The organism is Micromonospora xinjiangensis (assembly GCF_056150165.1).
On the sequence record NZ_JAXCFO010000001.1, the window covers coordinates 304618 to 324659 of the forward strand.

20 protein-coding genes are annotated in these 20042 nt (G+C 74.7%); 9 read left to right on the top strand and 11 right to left on the bottom strand.

Translation table 11 applies throughout. The features are described from left to right. A complete protein-coding gene (msrB, locus tag SM573_RS01405; protein WP_474612315.1) occupies positions 1-405 on the top strand; it encodes a peptide-methionine (R)-S-oxide reductase MsrB in 405 nt (134 codons plus the stop codon). 83 nt (positions 406-488) lie between these two features. Here msrB and SM573_RS01410 read toward each other — a convergent pair whose 3' ends face one another. The 3 genes from SM573_RS01410 to SM573_RS01420 all read right to left on the bottom strand — a co-directional run bounded on the left by SM573_RS01410 (position 489) and on the right by SM573_RS01420 (position 2273). Continuing rightward, a complete protein-coding gene (locus tag SM573_RS01410) occupies positions 489-1082 on the bottom strand; it encodes a DUF305 domain-containing protein (protein ID WP_474612316.1) in 594 nt (197 codons plus the stop codon). A 70-nt stretch (positions 1083-1152) separates the two neighbouring features. Beyond that, positions 1153-1896 carry a lytic polysaccharide monooxygenase gene (locus tag SM573_RS01415; RefSeq protein ID WP_474612317.1) on the bottom strand — a complete coding sequence of 248 codons (744 nt, stop codon included), beginning with the start codon at positions 1894-1896 and terminating at the stop codon, positions 1153-1155. Positions 1897-1997: 101 nt separating this feature from the next. After that, positions 1998-2273 carry an isoamylase early set domain-containing protein gene (locus SM573_RS01420; RefSeq protein ID WP_474612318.1) on the bottom strand — a complete coding sequence of 92 codons (276 nt, stop codon included), beginning with the start codon at positions 2271-2273 and terminating at the stop codon, positions 1998-2000. A 158-nt stretch (positions 2274-2431) separates the two neighbouring features. On the opposite strand from SM573_RS01420, the gene SM573_RS01425 reads away from it, so the two are divergent. Together SM573_RS01425 and SM573_RS01430 are read left to right on the top strand one after the other, a co-directional pair. Then, a complete protein-coding gene (locus SM573_RS01425) occupies positions 2432-2692 on the top strand; it encodes a Prokaryotic metallothionein (protein ID WP_474612319.1) in 261 nt (86 codons plus the stop codon). 73 nt (positions 2693-2765) lie between these two features. Continuing rightward, complete coding sequence (locus SM573_RS01430; RefSeq protein WP_474615244.1) at positions 2766-3218, top strand: GNAT family N-acetyltransferase; 453 nt, start codon at positions 2766-2768, stop codon at positions 3216-3218. Positions 3219-3295: 77 nt separating this feature from the next. Here SM573_RS01430 and hemQ read toward each other — a convergent pair whose 3' ends face one another. Genes hemQ through hemE form a run of 3 tightly spaced genes read right to left on the bottom strand, consistent with a single transcriptional unit; the run spans position 3296 to position 6506 of the window. After that, on the bottom strand, positions 3296-3997 hold the full coding sequence (gene hemQ / locus SM573_RS01435) for a hydrogen peroxide-dependent heme synthase (protein ID WP_474612321.1): 702 nt from the start codon (positions 3995-3997) through the stop codon (positions 3296-3298). After that, complete coding sequence (gene hemG / locus SM573_RS01440; RefSeq protein WP_474612322.1) at positions 3994-5403, bottom strand: protoporphyrinogen oxidase; 1410 nt, start codon at positions 5401-5403, stop codon at positions 3994-3996. The genes hemQ and hemG overlap by 4 nt, the downstream gene beginning before the upstream one ends. 5 nt (positions 5404-5408) lie before the next feature. Next, positions 5409-6506, bottom strand: coding sequence for a uroporphyrinogen decarboxylase (hemE, locus tag SM573_RS01445; protein ID WP_474612323.1), 1098 nt, complete (start codon positions 6504-6506; stop codon positions 5409-5411). A gap of 192 nt (positions 6507-6698) precedes the next feature. Between hemE and SM573_RS01450 the strand changes: the two genes are divergently transcribed. Next, entirely contained in the window at positions 6699-7271 is a 573-nt protein-coding gene (locus SM573_RS01450; protein WP_474612324.1) for a DUF3000 domain-containing protein, read from the top strand. 15 nt (positions 7272-7286) lie between these two features. On the opposite strand, the gene SM573_RS01455 is transcribed toward SM573_RS01450, so the two are convergent. Together SM573_RS01455 and SM573_RS01460 are read right to left on the bottom strand one after the other, a co-directional pair. Then, the gene (locus SM573_RS01455; protein WP_474612325.1) at positions 7287-8117 is read right to left on the bottom strand and encodes a hypothetical protein; all 831 of its coding nucleotides are present in this window, start codon (positions 8115-8117) and stop codon (positions 7287-7289) included. Positions 8118-8320: 203 nt separating this feature from the next. Then, positions 8321-9817 carry a S1C family serine protease gene (locus SM573_RS01460; RefSeq protein ID WP_474615245.1) on the bottom strand — a complete coding sequence of 499 codons (1497 nt, stop codon included), beginning with the start codon at positions 9815-9817 and terminating at the stop codon, positions 8321-8323. A 201-nt stretch (positions 9818-10018) separates the two neighbouring features. Between SM573_RS01460 and SM573_RS01465 the strand changes: the two genes are divergently transcribed. The 4 genes from SM573_RS01465 to SM573_RS01480 all read left to right on the top strand — a co-directional run bounded on the left by SM573_RS01465 (position 10019) and on the right by SM573_RS01480 (position 16118). Further along, entirely contained in the window at positions 10019-11353 is a 1335-nt protein-coding gene (locus tag SM573_RS01465; protein ID WP_474612326.1) for an HRDC domain-containing protein, read from the top strand. 173 nt (positions 11354-11526) lie between these two features. Beyond that, positions 11527-12720, top strand: coding sequence for a thiolase family protein (locus tag SM573_RS01470; protein ID WP_474612327.1), 1194 nt, complete (start codon positions 11527-11529; stop codon positions 12718-12720). Continuing rightward, entirely contained in the window at positions 12717-14786 is a 2070-nt protein-coding gene (locus tag SM573_RS01475) for a 3-hydroxyacyl-CoA dehydrogenase NAD-binding domain-containing protein (RefSeq protein WP_474615246.1), read from the top strand. The genes SM573_RS01470 and SM573_RS01475 overlap by 4 nt, the downstream gene beginning before the upstream one ends. A 228-nt stretch (positions 14787-15014) precedes the next feature. Then, positions 15015-16118, top strand: coding sequence for a hypothetical protein (locus SM573_RS01480; RefSeq protein WP_474615247.1), 1104 nt, complete (start codon positions 15015-15017; stop codon positions 16116-16118). A 52-nt stretch (positions 16119-16170) separates the two neighbouring features. Here the strand turns inward: SM573_RS01480 and SM573_RS01485 are convergent, their stop codons facing one another. From SM573_RS01485 to SM573_RS01495, 3 genes are all read right to left on the bottom strand, one after another. Beyond that, positions 16171-16608 carry a VOC family protein gene (locus SM573_RS01485; RefSeq protein ID WP_474612330.1) on the bottom strand — a complete coding sequence of 146 codons (438 nt, stop codon included), beginning with the start codon at positions 16606-16608 and terminating at the stop codon, positions 16171-16173. A gap of 178 nt (positions 16609-16786) precedes the next feature. Further along, positions 16787-17986 carry a sensor histidine kinase gene (locus tag SM573_RS01490; RefSeq protein ID WP_474612331.1) on the bottom strand — a complete coding sequence of 400 codons (1200 nt, stop codon included), beginning with the start codon at positions 17984-17986 and terminating at the stop codon, positions 16787-16789. Then, positions 17983-18651 (bottom strand): response regulator transcription factor, encoded by a 669-nt coding sequence (locus SM573_RS01495; RefSeq protein ID WP_474612332.1) that lies wholly within the window; start codon positions 18649-18651, stop codon positions 17983-17985. The genes SM573_RS01490 and SM573_RS01495 overlap by 4 nt, the downstream gene beginning before the upstream one ends. Positions 18652-18798: 147 nt before the next feature. Here SM573_RS01495 and SM573_RS01500 point away from each other — a divergent pair, with 147 nt between their 5' ends. Further along, the gene (locus tag SM573_RS01500) at positions 18799-20037 is read left to right on the top strand and encodes a peptidase C39 family protein (RefSeq protein ID WP_474615248.1); all 1239 of its coding nucleotides are present in this window, start codon (positions 18799-18801) and stop codon (positions 20035-20037) included. Positions 20038-20042: the final 5 nt, after the last annotated feature.

A 20042-nucleotide genomic window follows, 5' to 3' on the forward strand; every position in this document is an offset into this window, starting at 1 on the left:
GTGAGTCTGGAAGACACCGAACTGCCCCGCACCGAGGACGAGTGGCGGGTCCGCCTGACCCCGGAGGAGTTCCGGGTGCTGCGGCAGGCCGGCACGGAACGCCCGTGGACCGGCGAGTACGTCGACACGAAGACCCCCGGCGTCTACCACTGCCGGGCCTGCGGCCTCGAACTCTTCGCCAGCGACACGAAGTTCGACTCGCACTGCGGCTGGCCGAGCTTCGACGACGCGATCCCGGGACGGGTCAAGGAGATCGAGGACCGCAGTCACGGCATGGTCCGCACGGAGATCCGCTGCGCCCGCTGCGACAGCCACCTGGGCCACGTGTTCCGGGGCGAGGGCTTCACGCCGAAGGACACCCGGCACTGCGTCAACTCGCTCTCCATCCGTCTGGAACCCCGCTAGGCGCCCCGACCCGGCGACCGCCGCCCGCCCTCCGGCGCCACGGCAGCCACGGCAGCCCCGGCGGGGTCTGCCGCCGGGGGCGCTCACCGGCCCTGCGCCGGCTCCTCCGTGATGAGCCGCACCTCGGCGGTACGCGACTGCTCGATGCGCCGCGCGAGGTCCCGTACCCGCTCGTCGGTGCCGGCGACCACCTGGGCCCGGGCCAGGTCGGCCGCGGCCTGCTGGTGCTCACCGAGCACCTCGCGCAGGACGCGGTCGAGGTCGGGGCCGGTGGCGTCGCGCAGCCGGGCGAGGTCGGTGTCGGAGACGCCGTGCCCCGAGTGGTCGTGCCGGCGGGCGTCGCCCGGCGCCGGGCTGGCCGCCCGCAGCCAGTCGCGCATGGTGGTCAGCTCGTCGGCCTCGGTCGCGCCGATCGCGGCGACCAGCGTGCGCAGTTCCTGGTCGGCGATCCGGTCCCGGGTCAGCCGGACGATCTCCAGCGTCTGCTCGGTGTGCGCCGCCATCATGTTCAGGAAGATCAGGTCGATGCCGCTCGGCGAAGGCGGGGCGGTGTCACCGGGGGCGGGTCGGGACGAGGCCACCGCCGGCGCGGGCGCGGCGGGCGACGCCGGGCTCCCGGCGCAACCGGCCGCCAGCAGCAGGGCGACGAACGGGACCACCGCGGTCAGGCGGGTCATGACGATCTCCCCATCGGCCGGCAGAGGGGGGCGCGGCACGGGGCCGGGGCTCCGGGCCGCGCCCGTACGGTCAGATCTGGCTCCACAGTGCGGGCACGTTCGGCGGCTCCCAGCCCGCGATGGCAGTGTGCGCCTGCCGGCAGCGGTACGTCGACCCGCCGTAGGTGACCTGGTCGCCGACCTGGTAGGCCCGACCCGCCGTCCACGTGCCGCCCGCGGGAGGCGGGTTGGTGGGGGTCGGCGTCGGGGTGGGCGTCCTGGTCGGGCTCGGCGTGGGGGTGGGCGTGGGCGTGGGACCGCCGCCCCCGCCGATCTGCAGGTCGACGCAGGAGTAGAACGCGTTGGCCGTGTCGGCGATGTTCCAGATGGCGAGCAGCTTCTGCCGGCCGGACCAGCCGCTGAGGTTGACCGTGTGGGAGACGGTGGCGCCGGGCTGCTGGCCGCCGCCGTTGAAGACGGCCACCCGGGTGTTGCCGATGTAGTACTCCCAGTTGCTGGTGGCGTGCCGGGCCGTGTTGATCCAGGTGAACGTCACGGTGCTGCCGACCGAGGTGGCCGGCCAGCCCCGGCTGTCGTCGTTCAGGACGGCGAAGTGCGCGATGTTGGCGTGGCAGTTGCGCAGGCCCTTCGGGCCCTCGACGCTCTGCGGCTCGTACTTGATCTGGCCGCAGTCCGGGACCCGGTTCTGCGCGCACAGCGCCTGCCGGCTCGGCGGCGACGACACGTAGCCGTGCGCCTGGGCCGGCGCCGCGACGGCGAGCGAGGACAGGACGGCGCCCGCCGCCACGACCGGGACGGTGACTCTTCGACGCATGGTGGCACCTCCGCTGGGTGGTGAAGATGCCCCAAACATAAATTAAACTTTGTTAACAGTAAAGACCTCTATCGATAAAAGAATCGGCGTATCTGAATGGCTCAGAGGACCAGCGTGCTGCCCTGCGCGTCCACCTCGTCCGCGGTGTCGTCGTCGAGCCACACCCCGCCCGTCGCCAGGTAGCGGAACCGGTACACCCCCGGACCGAGCCGGACCGTCACCGTCCGGGTGCCGTCGCGGCGGGTGACCAGCACGTGCCGGCCGGGCTCCCAGTCGTTGAAGCAGCCGACCACGCTCACCGTCCCGGGCGGGGTGTCCCGGGGCAGGCAGAACGTGACCCGGGTCTGGTTGCCGAAGAGTCGATTGCGCTTGATCACGAATTACCTCCAGGGGCTCGGGCCGGTCTACCAGGCACAACGGGCGACACGCCGGGGCCGACACGCCGTCGGGGCCCGCCCGAATGGCCGCATTCGCCCCGCCGCCGCCCTGACCTGCCGCACTCTGAAGTCATCTGTCCTGGAATCGGGGGGTTCTCATGGCGACCTGCGAGGTCTGCGGCAACGACTACTGGATGGCGTTCGAGGTCCGGACCGTCAGCGGCGACACCCACACGTTCGACAGCTTCGAGTGCGCGATCCACCGGATGGCGCCGATCTGCGAGCACTGCCAGATCAAGATCTCCGGGCACGGGGTGGAGGTCAACGGCCGGTTCTTCTGCAGCGGGCACTGCGCGCGGGCCGTCGAGGGCGCCCAGGGCGCGGAGATCCGCGACGCGGTGGGCGTACGCCCCGCCTGAGGCGGCCCCTGCGGTCGCCCACCGCGGCCGCCTCGGACGTGGGGCGGGCCGGCGGGCGACCTACCATCGCAGGATGCCGCCGCAGACGATCGAGCTCCGCACCGCCGCGTTCGCCGACCTGGACGCCCGCACCTTCCACGACCTGCTGAAGCTGCGGATCGACGTGTTCGTGGTGGAGCAGAACTGCCCGTACCCCGAACTCGACGGGCGCGACATCGAGCCCGGCACCCGCCACCTCTGGCTCACCGACGGCGCGGCTCCCCTCGCGTACCTGCGCATCCTGGCCGACCCGGACGGCGTCGCCCGGATCGGCCGGGTGGTGGTCGCTCCCGCGGCCCGCGCCGGCGGGCACGCCGGGCGGCTGATGACGGAGGCGCTGGCCGTGGTGGGTGACCGGCCCTGCGTGCTGGACGCCCAGTCGTACCTGGTCGACTTCTACGCCCGGCACGGCTTCACGGCGGCCGGCCCGGAGTTCGTCGAGGACGGCATCCCGCACGTCCCGATGCGGCGCGAACCGGTGCGCTGAGGCCGCCGACCGGCGCCGGAACGCCGAGGTGGCGGGCCTCCGGCGGACCGGGGCACCGCCACGGCGGCGACACCGCCTCAGACGAGGCAGTTGACGATGTCCCCGATCGACCGACGCCGGCCCGTGAAGAACGGCACCTCCTCGCGCACGTGCCGGCGAGCGGCCGAGGCGCGCAGGTCGCGCATCAGGTCCACGATCCGGTGCAGCTCGTCGGCCTCGAAGGCCAGCATCCACTCGTAGTCGCCCAGGGCGAACGACGCGACGGTGTTGGCGCGGACGTCCGGGTAGCCGCGGGCCAGCCGGCCGTGCTCGGCGAGCATCTCCCGCCGCTCGGCGTCCGGCAGCAGGTACCACTCGTAGGAGCGGACGAACGGGTAGACGCAGAGGTAGGCGCGCGGCTCCTCGCCGGCCAGGAACGCCGGGATGTGGCTCTTGTTGAACTCGGCCGGCCGGTGCAGGGCCAGCTGCGACCAGACCGGGGTCATGGCCCGACCCAGCGTGGTGCGGCGGAAGCGCAGGTACGCGTCCTGCAGCGCGTCGCTGGAGGACGAGTGCCACCAGATCATCAGGTCCGCGTCGGCGCGCAGGCCCGACACGTCGTACGTGCCACGGACGGTCACGTCCTTGCCGGCCAGCTCCTCGAAGAGCGCCTCGACCTCGCCCCGGACGTTGTCCCGCAGGGACGGCAGCGGGCTGCTGGCCCGGAACACCGACCACATGGTGTAGCGGATGGTCGCGTTCAGCTCCCGCAGCCGGGCCGCGTTGCTCTGCTCGGTCATGTCCCCGATCCTCCCAGTGCAGTGATGATCTCGTCCGCCGCCGTCGCGCCGGAGCGGATGCAGACGGGAATGCCCACGCCGTCGTACCCGGCCCCGGCCAGCGCCAGGGTGGGGTGGCTCGCCCGCAGCGCGGCGCGCACCCCGGCCACCCGATCGGTGTGCCCCGGCGTGTACTGCGGGAGCGCGCCGCCCCACCGCTGCACGTGCCCGGCCACCGGCGCGGGCAGCGGCGTACCGAGCACCGCGGACAGCTCCCGGTGCACGGTCGCGGCAAGGTCCTCGTCCGGGCGCTGCAACTGCGCCTCCTCGCCGTAGCGGCCGACCGAGGCACGGACGAGGGCCAGCCCGTCCGGGCGGCGCAGGTGCCCCCACTTCGTGGTGAAGAACGTGGACGCCTTGATCAGCAGCCCTTCGGTGCTGGGCACCAGGAAACCGGACAGCTCCGGCAGCGGCGGCCGCGGCAGCGCCAGGGTCACCAGGGCGACGCTCGCGTAGTCCAGGGCGCCGACCGTGCCGGCCAGCTCCGGCGCCGGCCCGGCGAGCAGCCGCGCCGCCGGGCGCGCGGGCACGGCCAGCACCACGGCGTCCACGTCGACGAGCTCCGGGTCGCGGGTCGGTCCCACGGTCAGCCGCCAGCCGGTGGGCGTCGCCACCAGCTCGCGCACGGTCGCGTCCCGGCGGATCGTCGCACCGCTGGCCCGCTCCGCCGCCTCGACCAGGGTGCTGAGTCCGCCCGCCAGAGTGCCGAACACCGGGGCGCCCGGCGCGCGCGGCGCGGCGGCCTGCGCGGCGCGGACCGCACCGACCAGGGTGTGCTCCACCCGGGCCGTCCGGGCCAGCGCGGGCATCGTGGTGACCAGCGAAAGGTCGTCGGCGCGGCCGGCGTACACCCCGCCGAGCATCGGGTCGACCAGCCGCTCGACCACCTCGTCGCCGTACCGGGCCCGCACCAGCGCGCCGACGCTCACGTCCTCGTCGGGGCCGAGCAGCGGCCGGCCCTCGTCGCGGTCGGCCGCCGCGGTTGGCGTCGCGACCGCCGTCACCCGGGCCAAGTCCCCGGGTACGCCGACCAGGGTGCCGCCCGGGACGGGCCGCAGCGCCCCGTCGACGGCGAGCGCCGCCTGGCCGACCGTCGGGTGGACGATCCGGTCGGCCAGCCCGAGCCGACGGACCAGCGCCACGGCGGCGGACTCCCCGCCGGCCGGATCCCGCATCAGGAAGGACTCGGCGCCGAACTCCACCGGCTGACCGGCCAGCTCGCCGGTGCGCAGCTTGCCACCGAGCGAGCCGGACCGCTCGTACACGGTGATCTCGGTGCCCTCCGGGGCACGGTCCCGCAGCCGCACGGCGGCGGCCAGGCCGGCGATCCCACCACCGACCACCGCCACCCGCGCGGGCCGCCGCACGCCGCTCAGCCCCGCTCGGCCGCGGCGGCGGTGATCTCGTGCACCAGCGCGACCACCCGGGTCAGGACGTCGGGGTCGGTCTCCGGCAGCACGCCGTGGCCCAGGTTGAACACGTGTCCCGGCGCGGCCCGGCCCTCCTCCAGCACCCGGCGCACCTCGGCCTCGATTACCGGCCACGGTGCGAGCAGCACCGCCGGGTCGAGGTTGCCCTGCACGGCCCGCTCCGGCCCGACGCGGCGGGTCGCCACGTCCAGCGGCGTACGCCAGTCGACGCCGACCACGTCCGCGCCGGCCTCGCCCATCGCGCCGAGCAGCTCGGCGGTGCCCACCCCGAAGTGGATCCGCGGCACCCCGGCGTCGGCGAGCCCGGAGAGCACGCTCGCCGAGTGCGGCAGCACGTAGCGGCGGTAGTCCGCCTCGGACAGGGCGCCGGCCCAGGAGTCGAAGAGCTGCACCGCGGAGACCCCGGCCGCCACCTGGACGCGCAGGAACGCCAGCGTGACCTCCGCGAGCCGGGCGCAGAGCGCGTGCCACAGCTCCGGCTCGCCGTACATCAGGGCCTTGGTCCGCGCGTGGGTGCGCGACGGGCCACCCTCGACCAGATAGCTGGCCAGGGTGAACGGCGCGCCGGCGAAGCCGATCAGCGGGGTGTCGCCCAGCTCGGCGACGAGCAGCCGGACCGCCTCGTCCACGTACGGGACGTCGTCGAGGCCGATCGGGCGGATCCGCTCCACATCCTCGGCCGTGCGGACCGGCTCGGCCACCACCGGCCCGGTGCCGGGCACGATGTCGAGGTCCACGCCGGCCGCGGCGACCGGCACCACGATGTCGCTGAACAGGATCGCCGCGTCGACGCCGTGCCGCCGGACCGGCTGGAGGGTGATCTCGGTGACCAGCTCCGGGCGCCGGCAGGACTCCAGCATCGCGACGTTCGCGCGGATCTCCCGGTACTCCGGAAGGGAGCGGCCGGCCTGGCGCATGAACCAGACGGGGGTGTACGGGCCGGCCTCGCGGCGGCACGCCCGGACGAAGGGCGAGTCGCCCGGGCCGGCGGGGGCGGTTTCTCCGTCTCGGGCGGCGATGCCCGTGCTGTCCGTGCTCATCGCGGCCATCGTGCCACGCGCCGGGACGTGCCCGTCGGGCCCGCCCCCACTTTGTGACCCGCCCCGCCCGGCGCGGAAACGGCGGGCGGTCAACGGATCCGGCGGGGCGGGGCCTCCCTCCACGCCGGTCGCCACGGGCGGCCTCGGCGCGCCGTCACGACCCCGGACGAGGCGGAGGCATAGGCTGCCGGCATGGCCCCCCCGATCGCGCTCCCCGAGACCTTCGCCCGCGCGGTCGCGGGGCTGCGGTCCGCGGCGCCCCGGTCGGAGATCGTGCTGGAGGAGGTGGGCGCGCCCCAGCGGCTCGCCCCGTACGCCTTCGCGCTCTCCGCCAGCGTGCTCCGCGACGGGGACGAGGTGGCCACCGGGCGGCTCATCCTGCTCCACGACCCCGCCGGGCACGAGGCGTGGCAGGGCACCCTGCGGCTGGTCACCTACGTGACCGCCGAACTGGAGGTCGACCTCGCCGCCGACCCGCTGCTGCCCGGGGTGGGCTGGACGTGGCTCACCGACGCGCTGGACGCCCAGGACGCCACGCACCGGGCCATCGGCGGCACCGTCACCCAGACCATGTCGACCCGGTTCGGCGAGCTGGCCGGCCCACCCGCCGTCGGCGACATCGAGATCCGCGCCTCCTGGACACCGGTCGACGACGACCTGGCCCCGCACCTGCTGGCGTGGTGCGCGCTGCTGGCCTCGACGGCCGGGCTGCCGCCGCCCGGGGTGACCGCGCTGCCGGAGCGTCGCCCCGCCGGCGCGGCCTGACCCCTCGGGGCGGCGTCAGAGGTAGTTCTCGGCCTCGTCGCAGACCTTGTCGATGCCGCTCATGGCCTTGTCGTACGCGCTCTTGTTGCCGGCCGCCGCCGCGCCGAGCGCGGTGGTGAGCTTGTCCAGGCAGTTGGCGATGACCTTCTTCTGCCGGGCCTGCTCGTCCCGGTCGTTACGGGTGCCCGTGAGGTCCTGCTCGGTGTCGGCCAGCCGGTCCTGCACGCCCCGCAGGTCGGTCTTGAGCTTCTCGATCTCCTTGGCGTTCGCCTCGATGATGCCGTCGCGCTCACCGACCTGGGCGGTGAGCCGCCGCTCCGTCCGGTCCAGCTCGCTGCTCTTGGTCACATACAGGCCGGTCATCACGCCACCGAGCACGAAGAGCAGGGCGGCCACCAGGGCCAGGACCAGCACCGAACGGCCCCTGCCGGCGCTCGGCGCGGGCGGGACGTACGGCGGGGCCGACCCGGGCGGCGCGGACATCGGTGCACCGTAGTGGGGACCGGAGACCGGCGGGGAGGAGACCTGGCCGGCGTACGGCGGGGCGCTGGCGGGCGGATAGCCGGCGGCGGGCGGCGCGGAGAACGGCTGCGTCGGCGGCTCCGGCGTCGCGGGCCCGGTCGGACCGGTGGGCTGGGTGGGGATCGGCGCGGTGGGCTGACCGCCACCGTAGGGGGCGGAGTGCGGTTGCCCCGAGCCGTACACCCCGGGGGGCGTCGGCTGGGTGGGCCCGTACGGCCCGGGCTGCGGGTATGTGCCGGGCGACGGCGACTGACCGGGCGCGGCCGGTGGCTGCGCGGGGTACGCCGGCGGGAAGCCCTCCGGCCCGGTCGGTGGTTGGGTCATCTCTTCCTCCAGGTGGACCGGTCCACGCGCGCAGCGCTACGGACCTTCAGTGGTACGACGGCCGGTCAACACGACCGGGTCGGGTGTCGGGTGTGGCCCGCGGCGTCCCGGGACGGGACGCGACGCGGCTCGGCGCCCCGGATCACCGAGCGCGCGGGCGCCCCCGGACGACGGTGCGGGGCGTACCCGGGCCGGGGTCGGCGTCAGCAGATCTTGAAGCCGTCGCAGGCGATCTTGATCGGGACGGCGAGCCCGATGCCCTCGGCGTCGCGGGCCTTGGCGGTCGCGATGCCGACCACCTGCTTGCTGCCGTTGACGACCGGGCCGCCCGAGTTGCCCGGGTTGATCGGCGCGTCGAACTGGATGACCGGCCCGGAGCCGTCCCGGGCGTCGCGGAAGGCGCTGACCACGCCGGTGGTGACGCTGTCCTCCAGCCCCAGCGGCGCGCCGACCACGACGATCTGCTGGCCGGACTTCACGGCCTCCGGCGCGGCCACCAGGCCGGTGAAGCGCCCGGTGGTGCGCAGGTGCGCGATGTCGTTGGTCTTGTCGACCTTCACGATGGTGGCCGGGAACCGCTGGTCCGTGCGCTCCAGGAAGACCTCCCGGTCACCGGCCTCGTACGTCGCCTCCACCACGTGGAAGTTGGTGAACAGGTTCGTCCCGCCACCGGAAACGGGCTTGCCGACCGCGAACGCGGTGCCGGTGAACTGGCCGGCGCGGACCCGGAACACACTGGGCAGCACGGCGCCGGCCACGGCCTCCGGGTTGAAGGTCGCCCCGGCCTGCTTCTCCAGCGCCTCCGCCCGCTGCTCCAGGCCGTCGAGGCGCGCGCCGTCGCCGCTCTGGGCCTCGGCCAGCCGCTCGTCGGTGGCCGCGAGCCGGTCGGTGAGGCGGTCGATCTGGTACGCCTGGAATCCGGTCGACGCGGCCAGCACCAGGACGACCAGCGTGGCGGCCACCGTGAGCCACCGCCCGCGGCGGGCCCGCGGCGCCGGAGCCGCCGGTTGACCCGGGTAGCCCGGGGCGCCCGCGGGCTGCCCCGGATAGGTGCTCGGCGGCCATCCGGGCCCCGCCGGGGGCAGCGGACCGGCCGGCCCGGCGGCCGCGGGTGCGGTCAGGGGCGCCGGTCCACCGGCCGGTCCCGGGCCCGGCGCCGGCACGCCGGCCGGGCCCGCCGACGGGCTGCCGGCCGGGGACGGCGCGGAAGCGGCGGGTCCGAACGGTCCGGGCGCGGGCGCGGGCGCGGCGGAGGTCCGCACGCCCCACTGCCCGGTGTGCGGCGGCGACGCCCACCCGTCCGGGGTCGGCCCGGGCTGGGCCGGGACCGGCCCCGGGGGCTGGTGCGGCGCCGTCGCCGCCGGGGACGCGGGCGCTCCCGGGACGGGGCCGGAGGGGCCGGGCTGCCCCGGAACCGGCCCGGACGGGTACGCCGTCGACTGCCCTGGCGCGGGCGCTCCCCCGACCGGGCCGGACGGGCCCGGCTGCCCCAGCACGGGCCCGGACGGGTACGCCGTCGGCTGCGCGGGCGCGGGCGCTGCCGGCGCCGGCCAGGCGGGTGCGGTGACGCGCGGCTCGATCCGTGGCGGAAGGGGCCCCGGGCGCTCGGCCGGCGGAGCCGCGGCGGCGTCGTCGGAATCGAGCCGCTCCGACCGCTCCTCCGCCGGGTCGTAGCCAGCCGAACCGTAGCCAGCCGTCATGATCGCCACCTTCCCCCGTAACGCCTGGTGCCACCGCCTGCGGCCGTCCCCGGACCGCACGCGGCTCGATGGACCGTACCGGCGCGAACGGGCTTTGTCTCCCCCGATGTCCGGCCTCCGACGGCTGCCGTCGGCCACCGGACGGACACGCACCGGACCCGGCTGCACCCGCGGGTTCGCCGCGCGCACTAGGGTTGTCAGGTGACCGACGAACCACCCCTGCGCCGTCGGGCCGCCGAAAGCCGTCCGGGAGACGAACCGCACCACTCGCCGTCGGCTCAGCCGGAGCCGGCGGGCGCGGGGACCGACCAGACCTCCGGCGGGCCCGTGCTGTTGACCGCTCCCCGCGAGGGCACACCGCAACCGGTGGCCACCCCGGAGGAGCTCGCCGAGGTCGTGGCCCGCTTCGCGGCCGGCACCGGCCCCGTCGCCCTCGACGCCGAGCGTGCCTCCGGCTACCGCTACAGCCAGCGCGCGTACCTCGTGCAGCTGCGCCGCGAGGGCGCCGGCTCCGTCCTGATCGACCCGCTGCCGCTGCCCGACCTCACCGCGCTCGACGAGGTGATCGGCGAGGCCGAGTGGGTGCTCCACGCGGCCAGTCAGGACCTGCCCTGTCTGGCCGAGCTGGGGCTGCGACCACGCCGGCTCTTCGACACCGAACTGGCCGCTCGGCTGGCGGGATTCGAGCGGGTCGGCCTGGCCGCGCTGACCGAGCAGCTGCTCGGGTTCACCCTGGAGAAGCACCACTCGGCGGCCGATTGGTCGACCCGCCCGCTGCCCGAGTCGTGGCTGACGTACGCGGCGCTCGACGTGGAGCTCCTCGTCGACCTGCGCGACGCGCTCGACGAGGAGCTGACCCGTCAGGGCAAGTCGGAGTGGGCCGCGGAGGAGTTCGCCGCGCTGGTCCGCACCGGCGCCCGCCCGCCCCGCGTGCGCGCCGAGCCGTGGCGGCGCACCTCCGGCATCCACCGGGTGCGGGGGGCGCGCGCCCAGGCCCGGGTCCGGTCGATGTGGTACGCGCGGGACCAGATCGCGGCGCGGCGCGACGCGGCGCCGGGTCGCGTGCTGCCCGACTCGGCGATCATCGCCGCCGCCGAGCTGGACCCGAAGGACGAGAAGACGCTCCTCACCCTCCCCGGCTTCGGGGGTCGGTCGGTACGCCGGCTGGCCCGCACCTGGCTGGCCGCGTTGGACGACGCGCGGCAGTTGCCGGACGAGGCGCTGCCGGTCGCCCCGGTGGTCGAGGGTCCGCCGCCCCCGCACCGGTGGGCGGAGCGCGACCCGGTGGCCGCGGCACGGCTGACCCGGTGCCGGGAGGTGGTGCTGCGGATCTCCGGCGAGCACCGGCTGCCCGCCGAGAATCTGATCGCCCCGGATTCGGTGCGCCGGCTGGCCTGGGTGCCGCCCGAGGAGGTCACCGTGACGACGGTGGCGGAGACGCTGCGCGGGTTCGGTGCGCGCGAGTGGCAGATCGACCTGCTCGTGGCCGACCTGACGACCGCCCTCACGGACCCGCCCGCCCCGACCGAGGCCTGATCCCCGCCGCGCCGGGCGTCCCGGGGGTGTGGGGTGGGCCACACGGGGGGTGGTGTCGGCTTTGGTTACTGGCAAGTAGCATCCGAGGGACCACGCCCGTGCCGGCGACCCTCGTTCGTCAGTCGTGCCGCCTGGCGGCGCGACGCCGAATCATGGTCGATAAGGAGGCTCCAGTGCCCCGTGAAGTTCGGGACGTCGTCTTCGTCGACGGCGTCCGCACCCCGTTCGGCAAGGCGGGAGGCATGTACGCCAACACCCGCGCCGACGACCTGGTGATCCGCTGCATCCGCGAACTGCTGCGCCGCAACCCGCAGCTGCCGCCGGAGCGGGTCGAGGAGGTGGCCATCGCCGCCACCACCCAGATCGGCGACCAGGGCCTCACCATCGGCCGGACCGCCGCGCTGCTGTCCGGTCTACCCAAGACCGTCCCCGGCTTCGCCATCGACCGGATGTGCGCGGGAGCGATGACCGCGGTGACCACCGTGGCCGGTGGCATCGCCATGGGCGCGTACGACATCGCCATCGCCGGCGGCGTCGAGCACATGGGTCGCCACCCGATGGGCGAGGGCGTCGACCCGAACCCGCGGATCATCGCGGAGAAGCTGGTCGACCCGTCCGCGCTGGTCATGGGCGCCACCGCGGAGAACCTGCACGACCGCCTGCCGCACATCACGAAGGAGCGCGTCGACGCCTTCGCGCTCGCCTCGCAGCAGAAGACCGCCAAGGCGTACGCCAACGGCAAGCTCCAGGGCGACCTGGTGTCCGTCGCGGTGCGCGACCCCGAGACCGGCTGGGGTCTGGCCACCGTGGACGAGGCGCCGCGGGACACCTCGATGGAGAAGCTCGCCACGCTCAAGACCCCGTTCCGCCCGCACGGCAAGGTGACGGCGGGCAACGCGGCGGGCCTGAACGACGGCGCCACGGCGAGCCTCATCGCCGCCGAGGAGACCGCCCGCGAGCTGGGCCTGCCCGTCGCCATGCGGCTCGTGTCGTACGGCTTCGTGGGCGTCGAGCCCGAGGTGATGGGTTACGGCCCCGTCCCCTCGACCGAGAAGGCGCTGCGCATCGCCGGCCTGACCATCGACGACATCGGCCTGTTCGAGCTGAACGAGGCGTTCGCCGTGCAGGTGCTCGCGTTCCTCGACCACTTCGGCATCGCCGACGACGACCCGCGGGTCAACCAGTGGGGCGGCGCGATCGCCATCGGCCACCCGCTCGCCTCCTCCGGCGTACGGCTGATGACCCAGCTCGCCCGGCAGTTCGCCGAGCACCCCGAAGTGCGCTACGGCCTCACCGCCATGTGCGTCGGCATCGGCATGGGCGGCACCGTGATCTGGGAGAACCCCCACTGGGAGGGCAACAAGTGAGCGCGCTCGCCGCACCGAACGAGGTCGTCACCAAGGCCCTGCTGCGGCAGGTGAACGTACCGGGGCTGGACCGTCCCGCCGCCCTGATCACCCTGGACAACGGCTTCGACCACACCAAGCCGAACACGTTCGGCCCGGGCGGGCTGACCAGCCTCGACGAGGCGATCACCGCCGCCCTCGCGGCCGACCCGGCGTTCATCGCGGTCACCGGCAAGCCGTACGTCTTCTGCGTCGGCGCGGACATCACCGGCCTGCCGCTGCTCGCCGACCGGGAGCAGGCGCTTCAGATCGGCCGGCTGGGCCACCGGGTCTTCGCCCGGCTGAAGGACAGCGCGGTCCCCACCTTCGCGTTCGTCAACGGCGCGGCGATGGGCGGCGGCCTGGAGCTGGCCCTGCACTGCCACTACCGGACGCTCTCCGCCGGCACCGCGGCGCTGGCCCTGCCCGAGGTCTCCCTCGGGCTGGTGCCCGGCTGGGGCGGCACCCAGCTGTTGCCGAACCTGATCGGCATCCCGGCCGCGACCCAGGTGATCATCCAGAACCCGCTCATGCAGAACAAGATGCTCAAGCCGAAGCAGGCCGCCGAGCTGGGCATCGCCGACGTCCTGCTGGAGCCGGCCGACTTCCTGGAGCGGTCGCTGGAGTGGGCCGCCGGCGTGGTGCGCGGGCAGATCACCGTGACCCGGCCGGAGGTGGACCGGGACATGTGGGCGGGCGTGCTCTACTTCGCCCGGCAGACCCTCGACCAGCGGCTGCACGGCGCGGTCCCGGCCGCCTACAAGGCACTGGACCTGCTCGACACCGCGAAGGACGCGGACTTCGCCGCCGGCACCGCGGCCGAGGACGAGGCGCTCGCCGACCTGATCTTCTCCGAGGAGCTGCGCAGCGGCCTGTACGCGTTCGACCTGGTGCAGCGGCGGGCCAAGCGCCCGGCCGGGGCGCCGGACAAGAGCCTCGCCCGCCCGGTCACCAAGGTGGGCATCGTCGGCGCCGGCCTCATGGCCAGCCAGCTCGCGCTGCTGTTCGCCCGCCGCCTCCAGGTGCCCGTGGTGATGACCGACCTCGACCAGTCCCGGGTGGACAAGGGCGTGGGCTACGTCCACACCCAGATCGAGAAGCAGGTCAGCAAGGGCCGGATGGACAAGGGCACGGCCGCCAAGCTGTACGGTCTGGTCAGCGGCTCGGTCGACAAGAGCGTCTTCGCCGACGCCGACTTCGTCATCGAGGCGGTCTTCGAGGACCTGGCCGTGAAGAAGCAGGTCTGGGCCGAGCTGGAGAAGATCGTCAAGCCGGAGGCGGTGCTGGCCACCAACACCTCCAGCCTCTCGGTGACGGCGATGGCCGAGGACCTGGAGCACCCCGAGCGGGTGGTGGGCTTCCACTTCTTCAACCCGGTCGCGGTGCTGCCGCTGCTGGAGATCGTCCGGGGCGAGCGCACCGACGACGCCACGCTCGCCACGGCGTTCGCGGTGGGCAAGCAGCTCAAGAAGTCCTCGGTGCTGGTGAAGGACGCCCCCGCGTTCGTGGTCAACCGGCTGCTCACCCGTTTCCTCGGCAGCGTCTTCGCCGCCGTGGACGCCGGCACCCCGCTGGACGTGGCCAACAGCGCGCTGGACCCGCTGGGTCTGCCGATGCGACCGCTCGCCCTGCTCCAACTGGTCGGCCCGGCCGTGGCCTACCACGTGGGCGGGACCCTGCACGCGGCGTTCCCGGACCGCTTCGGCGTCAGCGAGAACCTGAAGCGGATCGCCGACTCCGGCCAGCCCATCGTCGTCGACGACGAGGTGAACCCGGAGGTGGCGAAGCTGCTGGTGGTGGGGGACAGCCCGCGCACCGCCGAGCAGGTCCGGCAGGACGCCCTCGACGCGCTGGCGCAGGAGATCCGGCTGATGCTCGACGAGGGCGTGGTGGCCGAGGCGCAGGACATCGACCTGTGCATGATCCTCGGTGCCGGTTGGCCGTTCCACCTGGGCGGTGTCACGCCCTACCTGGACCGGACCGGCACGTCCGAGCGGGTGACCGGCCAGCGGTTCCTGCCGCGTGGGGCGGCCAGCCTGCCCGCCTGACCCCGTCCCGCTCCCCCGCGTCGCGGTGGCCGGCGGCGTCCCCATCGGACGCCACCGGCCACCGCGATCGTCTTTCCGGCCGCCGGGGGGCCGGATGTCCCGCGGCGACGGCAGGGCGACCCCATCAGCCCCCGGTGGGGGCAGGGCGGACCGTTCGGCGGACAGCGGCGGAGGCGTCGACCTGGATAAGATCACCCGTTCCGCTTTGACTGATCTGGGAGCTGACCCATGTCGTACCCGCCCGCCGACTCCTATCCCCCGCCCCCGGGGCACGGTTCGTACCCGCCACCCCAGGGGGGTTACCCGGGGCACCAGCAACCGGAGGGCTACCCGCAGCAGGGCGGCCACCCCGGCTACCCGCAGAGCCCCGCCGGTCACCCGGGCCACCAGGGCGGCAGCTATCCCCAGCAGGGCGGCTACCCGCAGCAGCAGGGCGGCTACCCCGGCGGGCAGGGCGGCGGCTACCCCGGCCAGCAGGGCGGCAACCACCCGCCCGCGCAGGGCGGTGGCTACGCCGGTGGGCAGGGTGGTGGCTACCCCGGCCAGCAGGGGGGCGGTTACCCGCAGCAGGAGAGCGGCTACTCCCAACAGGGCGGCAGCTACCCCGGGCAGCAGGGTGGCGGCTACCCGGGCGCCGCGCAGCCGGGCGGCCAGCCGGGGCCGCAGCCCGGCGGCTACCCGCCGCAGGGTGGGTTCGCCTCCGCGCAGGGTGGCCAGCCGTACGGTGAGACGCCGGTCGCGCCGCCGGCCCCGAAGAAGTCCGGCGCCGGGAAGATCATCCTGATCGCCGTCGCCGCGGTGCTGGTGCTCTGCCTGGGCGGTGGGGCCGCCGTCTGGTTCGCGATCAAGGATGACGTGACCGAGGGCGTCGAGGCGGCCCAGACGCGGCTGGTCACGCCGGAGACGCTCGGCGGCCGCCCGAAGATCACCGACCCGGAGCTGCAGGCTCTCTCCGACGGCATGGTCGCCGAGATGAAGGCCACGGCGGAGGGCGAGACGAGCACCGTCGGCGCGTTCTACGGCGATCCCGCCAAGCAGGACCTGGTGATGGTGGTCGGCATGTCCGGGGTGATGGCCGACCCGAAGAAGGAGCTGGACGACGCGGTCGCCGGCTTCGGCTCCGAGCTCTCCGTCACGGAGATGACGCCCGTGGCCGCCGGCCCGCTCGGCGGCGAGGCCCGATGCGGCGACGGCAAGGCGGAGAGCGCGCCGCTGGGTGTCTGCGTCTGGGCGGACCGGGGCAGCGTCGGCGCCATCGTGGTCTTCTTCAAGACCGCCGAGGAGGTCAAGGCGGACTTCGTCACGATGCGCGGTGAGATCGAGAAGCGCTGAGCAGTGCCGGAGGGCCCGGGTCACCGCGTGGGTGACCCGGGCCCTCCGCCGTTCAGTCCACCGTGGCGCCGGTCGGTTCCGCGCCCGCCGCCGCGACGCCCGGCTCCGTCGCGGTCCGGGCGCGCTCGGCGGCGCTGCGGAGCACACAGAACTCGTTGCCCTCCGGGTCGGCGAGCACGACCCACCCGGAGCCGTCCGACCGCCGGTGGTCGGCGACCCGGGTAGCGCCGACGCCGAGCAACCGCTGGACCTCCTCGTCCCGGGTCCGGTCGGTCGGCTCCAGGTCGAGGTGGAGCCGGTTCTTCACCGCCTTGCCCTCGGGGACGGCCAGGAAGAGCACCTCCGGGCCGCCCGGCGGCAGCAGCATGGCCTCCGGGTCGCCGGGAAAGTCGTCGGGCTGGCGGGGGCACTCGAAGACCTGCGCCCAGAAGCCGGCCAGGGCGTAGGTGTCGTGACAGTCGATGCTGATGTTGTGAATCCGTGCACTCACGGTTGCTCCTCCGAGGTGGAAGGACGCGCCCCGCGTGACCGGATGGCGTCAGCGGAGACCGGGACGGGGCGCGGGACGGATCGTCGTGGTCATCAACCGCACCTCCTTCCCGCCGCCGGGCTGACGGCCCTCATGATCGCCGGAGACGACGGCCCGACGCAACCCCGGCGGCCGGGGGTCAACGGCCCGCCGCCTCCGGCCCGGTCCGTCCCTCGACCGCGACGGCCGGGGTCACCTCGGCCGCCGGTAGGGTGACCGTCACCTCCAGGCCGCCGCCGGGCTGCGCGATCGCCCGCACGGTGCCACCGTGCGCGTCGCAGACCGCGCGGACGATGGAGAGCCCGAGCCCGGAGCCGCGCGCCCCGGTACGCTCCCGCCCGCCGCGCCGGAACGGCTCGAAGAGTCCGGGCACGTCCGCCGGGTCCACCTCGAAGCCGGTGTTTCCCACCACGAGCCAGGAGTGCTGCCCGTCGCTGCCCGTACGCACCCAGAGCCGTCCGTGCAGGTGGTTGTAGCGGACCGCGTTCTCGATGAGGTTGCCGGCCAGCCGGTCCAGCAGCCCCGGGTCGCCCACGACGGGAGCCGTCTCCAGCGAGGTCTGCACCCGCAGGCCGATCCGCTCCACCTCCCGGCGCACCGCCGAGAGCGCGTTCGCGGTGCCGCTGGCCAGGTCACACTCGGTGCGTCGACCGAGCCGGTGGCCGGCCTGCGCCTCGCTGCGCGCCAACACCAGCAGCGCGTCGACCAGCCCGTTGGCGCGTTCCGAGGCGTCCCGGACGACGGTGGCCATCCGCCGGTACTCGCCGATGTCCGCCTCGTCGTCGCTCAGCGTCACGTCGATCTCCGTACGCATCACCGCGAGCGGCGTCCGCAGCTCGTGGGAGGCGTTGGCCACGAAGCGCTTCTGCGCGTCGAACGCGGCCGAGATCCGGTCCAGCATCGCGTCGAAGGTCTTCGCCAGCTCGGCGACCTCGTCGTCCGCGCCCGAGTAGCCGATGCGCTGGTCGAGGGTCGCCTCGCCGAGCCGTTGGGCGGTGGCGGTGACCTGGTGCAGCGGGCGCAGCGCCCGGCCGGCGACCGCGTACGCCCCGGCCACCCCGACCACGCTGATCGCCAGCAGCGCCACCAGACCCTTGACCAGCAGCTCGGCCGAGGACACGTCGACCAGTCGCCGCTGCCACTCGGCCGCGTCGAGCGACCGGCCGTCGGCGAGCACCACGGTGGTGCCGGGCAGCAGTTCGTCGGTCGGGCGCAGCGCGTCGCGCACCAGAAGCCAGGCCAGCAGCACCAGGATCGCCCCCGCGCCGACCAGCAGCACGCCGTTGAGCAGGGTGAGCCGCAGCCGCAGGGTGGGGCGCAGCCGGGGTCGGCCGGTCATGCGGCCACCTCGGCGGTGCGGTAGCCGGCCCCCACGACCGTCTCGATGAGCGGCGGGTCGCCGAGCTTCTTGCGCAGCGTCATGACGGTGACCCGCACGATCGTCGTGAACGGGTCGGTGTTCGCATCCCAGACCCGCTCCAGCAGCTCCTCGCTGGAGACCACCGCGCCGCGCGCCTTGAGCAGCTCGCAGAGCACGCCGAACTCCTTGTTCGTGAGGTCGATCGGCACGCCGGCGCGGGTGGCGACTCGGCGGGCCGGGTCCAGCACCAGGTCGGCCACGGAGAGCACCGGCGGCGCGGCCGGGGTGGCCCGCCGGCCCAGCGCCTGCACCCGGGCGACCAGCTCGTCGAAGGCGAACGGCTTCGGCAGGTAGTCGTCGGCGCCGAGCTGGAGCCCTTCCACCCGGTCCGCCACGGTGCCGCTGGCGGTGAGCATCAGCACCCGGGTGAGCGAATCCGAGGCGGCCAGCTCCGCGCAGATCTGGTCGCCGTGCACCCCGGGCAGGTCACGGTCCAGCACCACCACGTCGTAGCGGGTGACGAAGGCCATCTCGTGCCCGGTGTCGCCGTCGTAGGCGACGTCGACCGCCATGCCCCGCTTGCGCAACCCGCGCGCGATCGCGTCGGCGAGATTGCGCTCGTCCTCCACCACCAGTACCCGCATGACCGTCTCCTCGCTGCTGACCACCGACAACCTAGTGCCGGTCGCCAAACCAGCGTGCCTCACCGCGGCGTCCGGGCGCCGTTGCCGGGCGCCGGCGGCGTACGCGATGCTTCCGGGGGTTCGGCTCAGCGACGGAACGGACGTGCCATGACCACAGCAGCCCCGCCCCGGACGCGGGACATCGCCTACCGCGGTTTCCGGCTCCCCGCCGACGAGGGGGCCGGCGTCACGACCGGGGTGCGCGCCGGCGGGAACGGGCTGGTGCTCGCCGAGCCGGCCGGGGTGCGACTCGGTCCGGCCGGCGACGAGCGGGCGTACGAGTGGGGCAGCTGGACGGCACCGCCGGTGCCGGTCGGTTTCGCCGTCGCCGAGGTGGTGCCGTCCTGGACGGCGCAGACTGCCGACGGCTGCTGGGTCGAGGTGGAGCTGCGCGGCTGGCACGGGGACGGGCCCGCCACCGGCTGGTACGTGCTCGGCCGCTGGGCGGCCGACGACCGGACCGTGCGCCGGGCGTCGGTGCCCGGCCAGCGCGACGCGGCCGCCCGGGTGGACACCGACACGCTGATCGTGGGCGACGCGACGGTCACCGGCTGGCAGGTGCGGGTGACGCTGTTCCGGCCGGCCGGGAGCGCGTCCACCCCGGTGCTGCGTACGGTCGGCGCGGTCGCCACCGGCCGCCCGGACGCGACCCCGCCCCCCGGCGGAGCCGGCGGGTCGGCGCCCGGTGACCGTGCCGCGGAGCCGGGCCCGGCGGCGGGGAAGGCGGACGGCGGCGCCCGCGGCGTCGTGCTGGACGTGCCGCGGTACTCGCAGCGGTTGCACGGCCCCCACCCGCGCTGGGGCGGCGGGGGCGACTCCTGGTGCAGTCCCACCTGCGTGTCGATGGTGCTCTCGTTCTGGGGCGCCGCCCCACCCGCCGAGCGGTACGCCTGGGTCGACCCACCGGGGCACCGCCCGATGGTGGTGCACGCGGCCCGCCACTGCTTCGACCACTCCTACGACGGGGCCGGCAACTGGGCCTTCAACACCGCGTACGCCGGACTGCACGGGGTGGACGCGTTCGTGACCCGACTGCGATCGCTGGCCGAGGCGGAGGCGTTCGTCGCGGCCGGCATCCCGCTCGTGGTGTCGGCCGCGTTCCGCGCCGGTGAGGTGCCCGGGCTGGAGTACGACACCAAGGGCCACCTGATCGTGCTGGTCGGCTTCACGGTGGACGGCGACCCGGTGCTCAACGACCCGTACGCGCCGGACGACGAGGCGGTGCGGCGGATCGTGGACCGGGAGCGGTTCGAGGCGGTGTGGCAGCGCGGCAGCGGCGGGACGGCGTACGTCATCCGCCCGGCGGAGGTGCCGCTGCCCCCACCGCCGGCCCAGGCAAACTGGTGACCGCC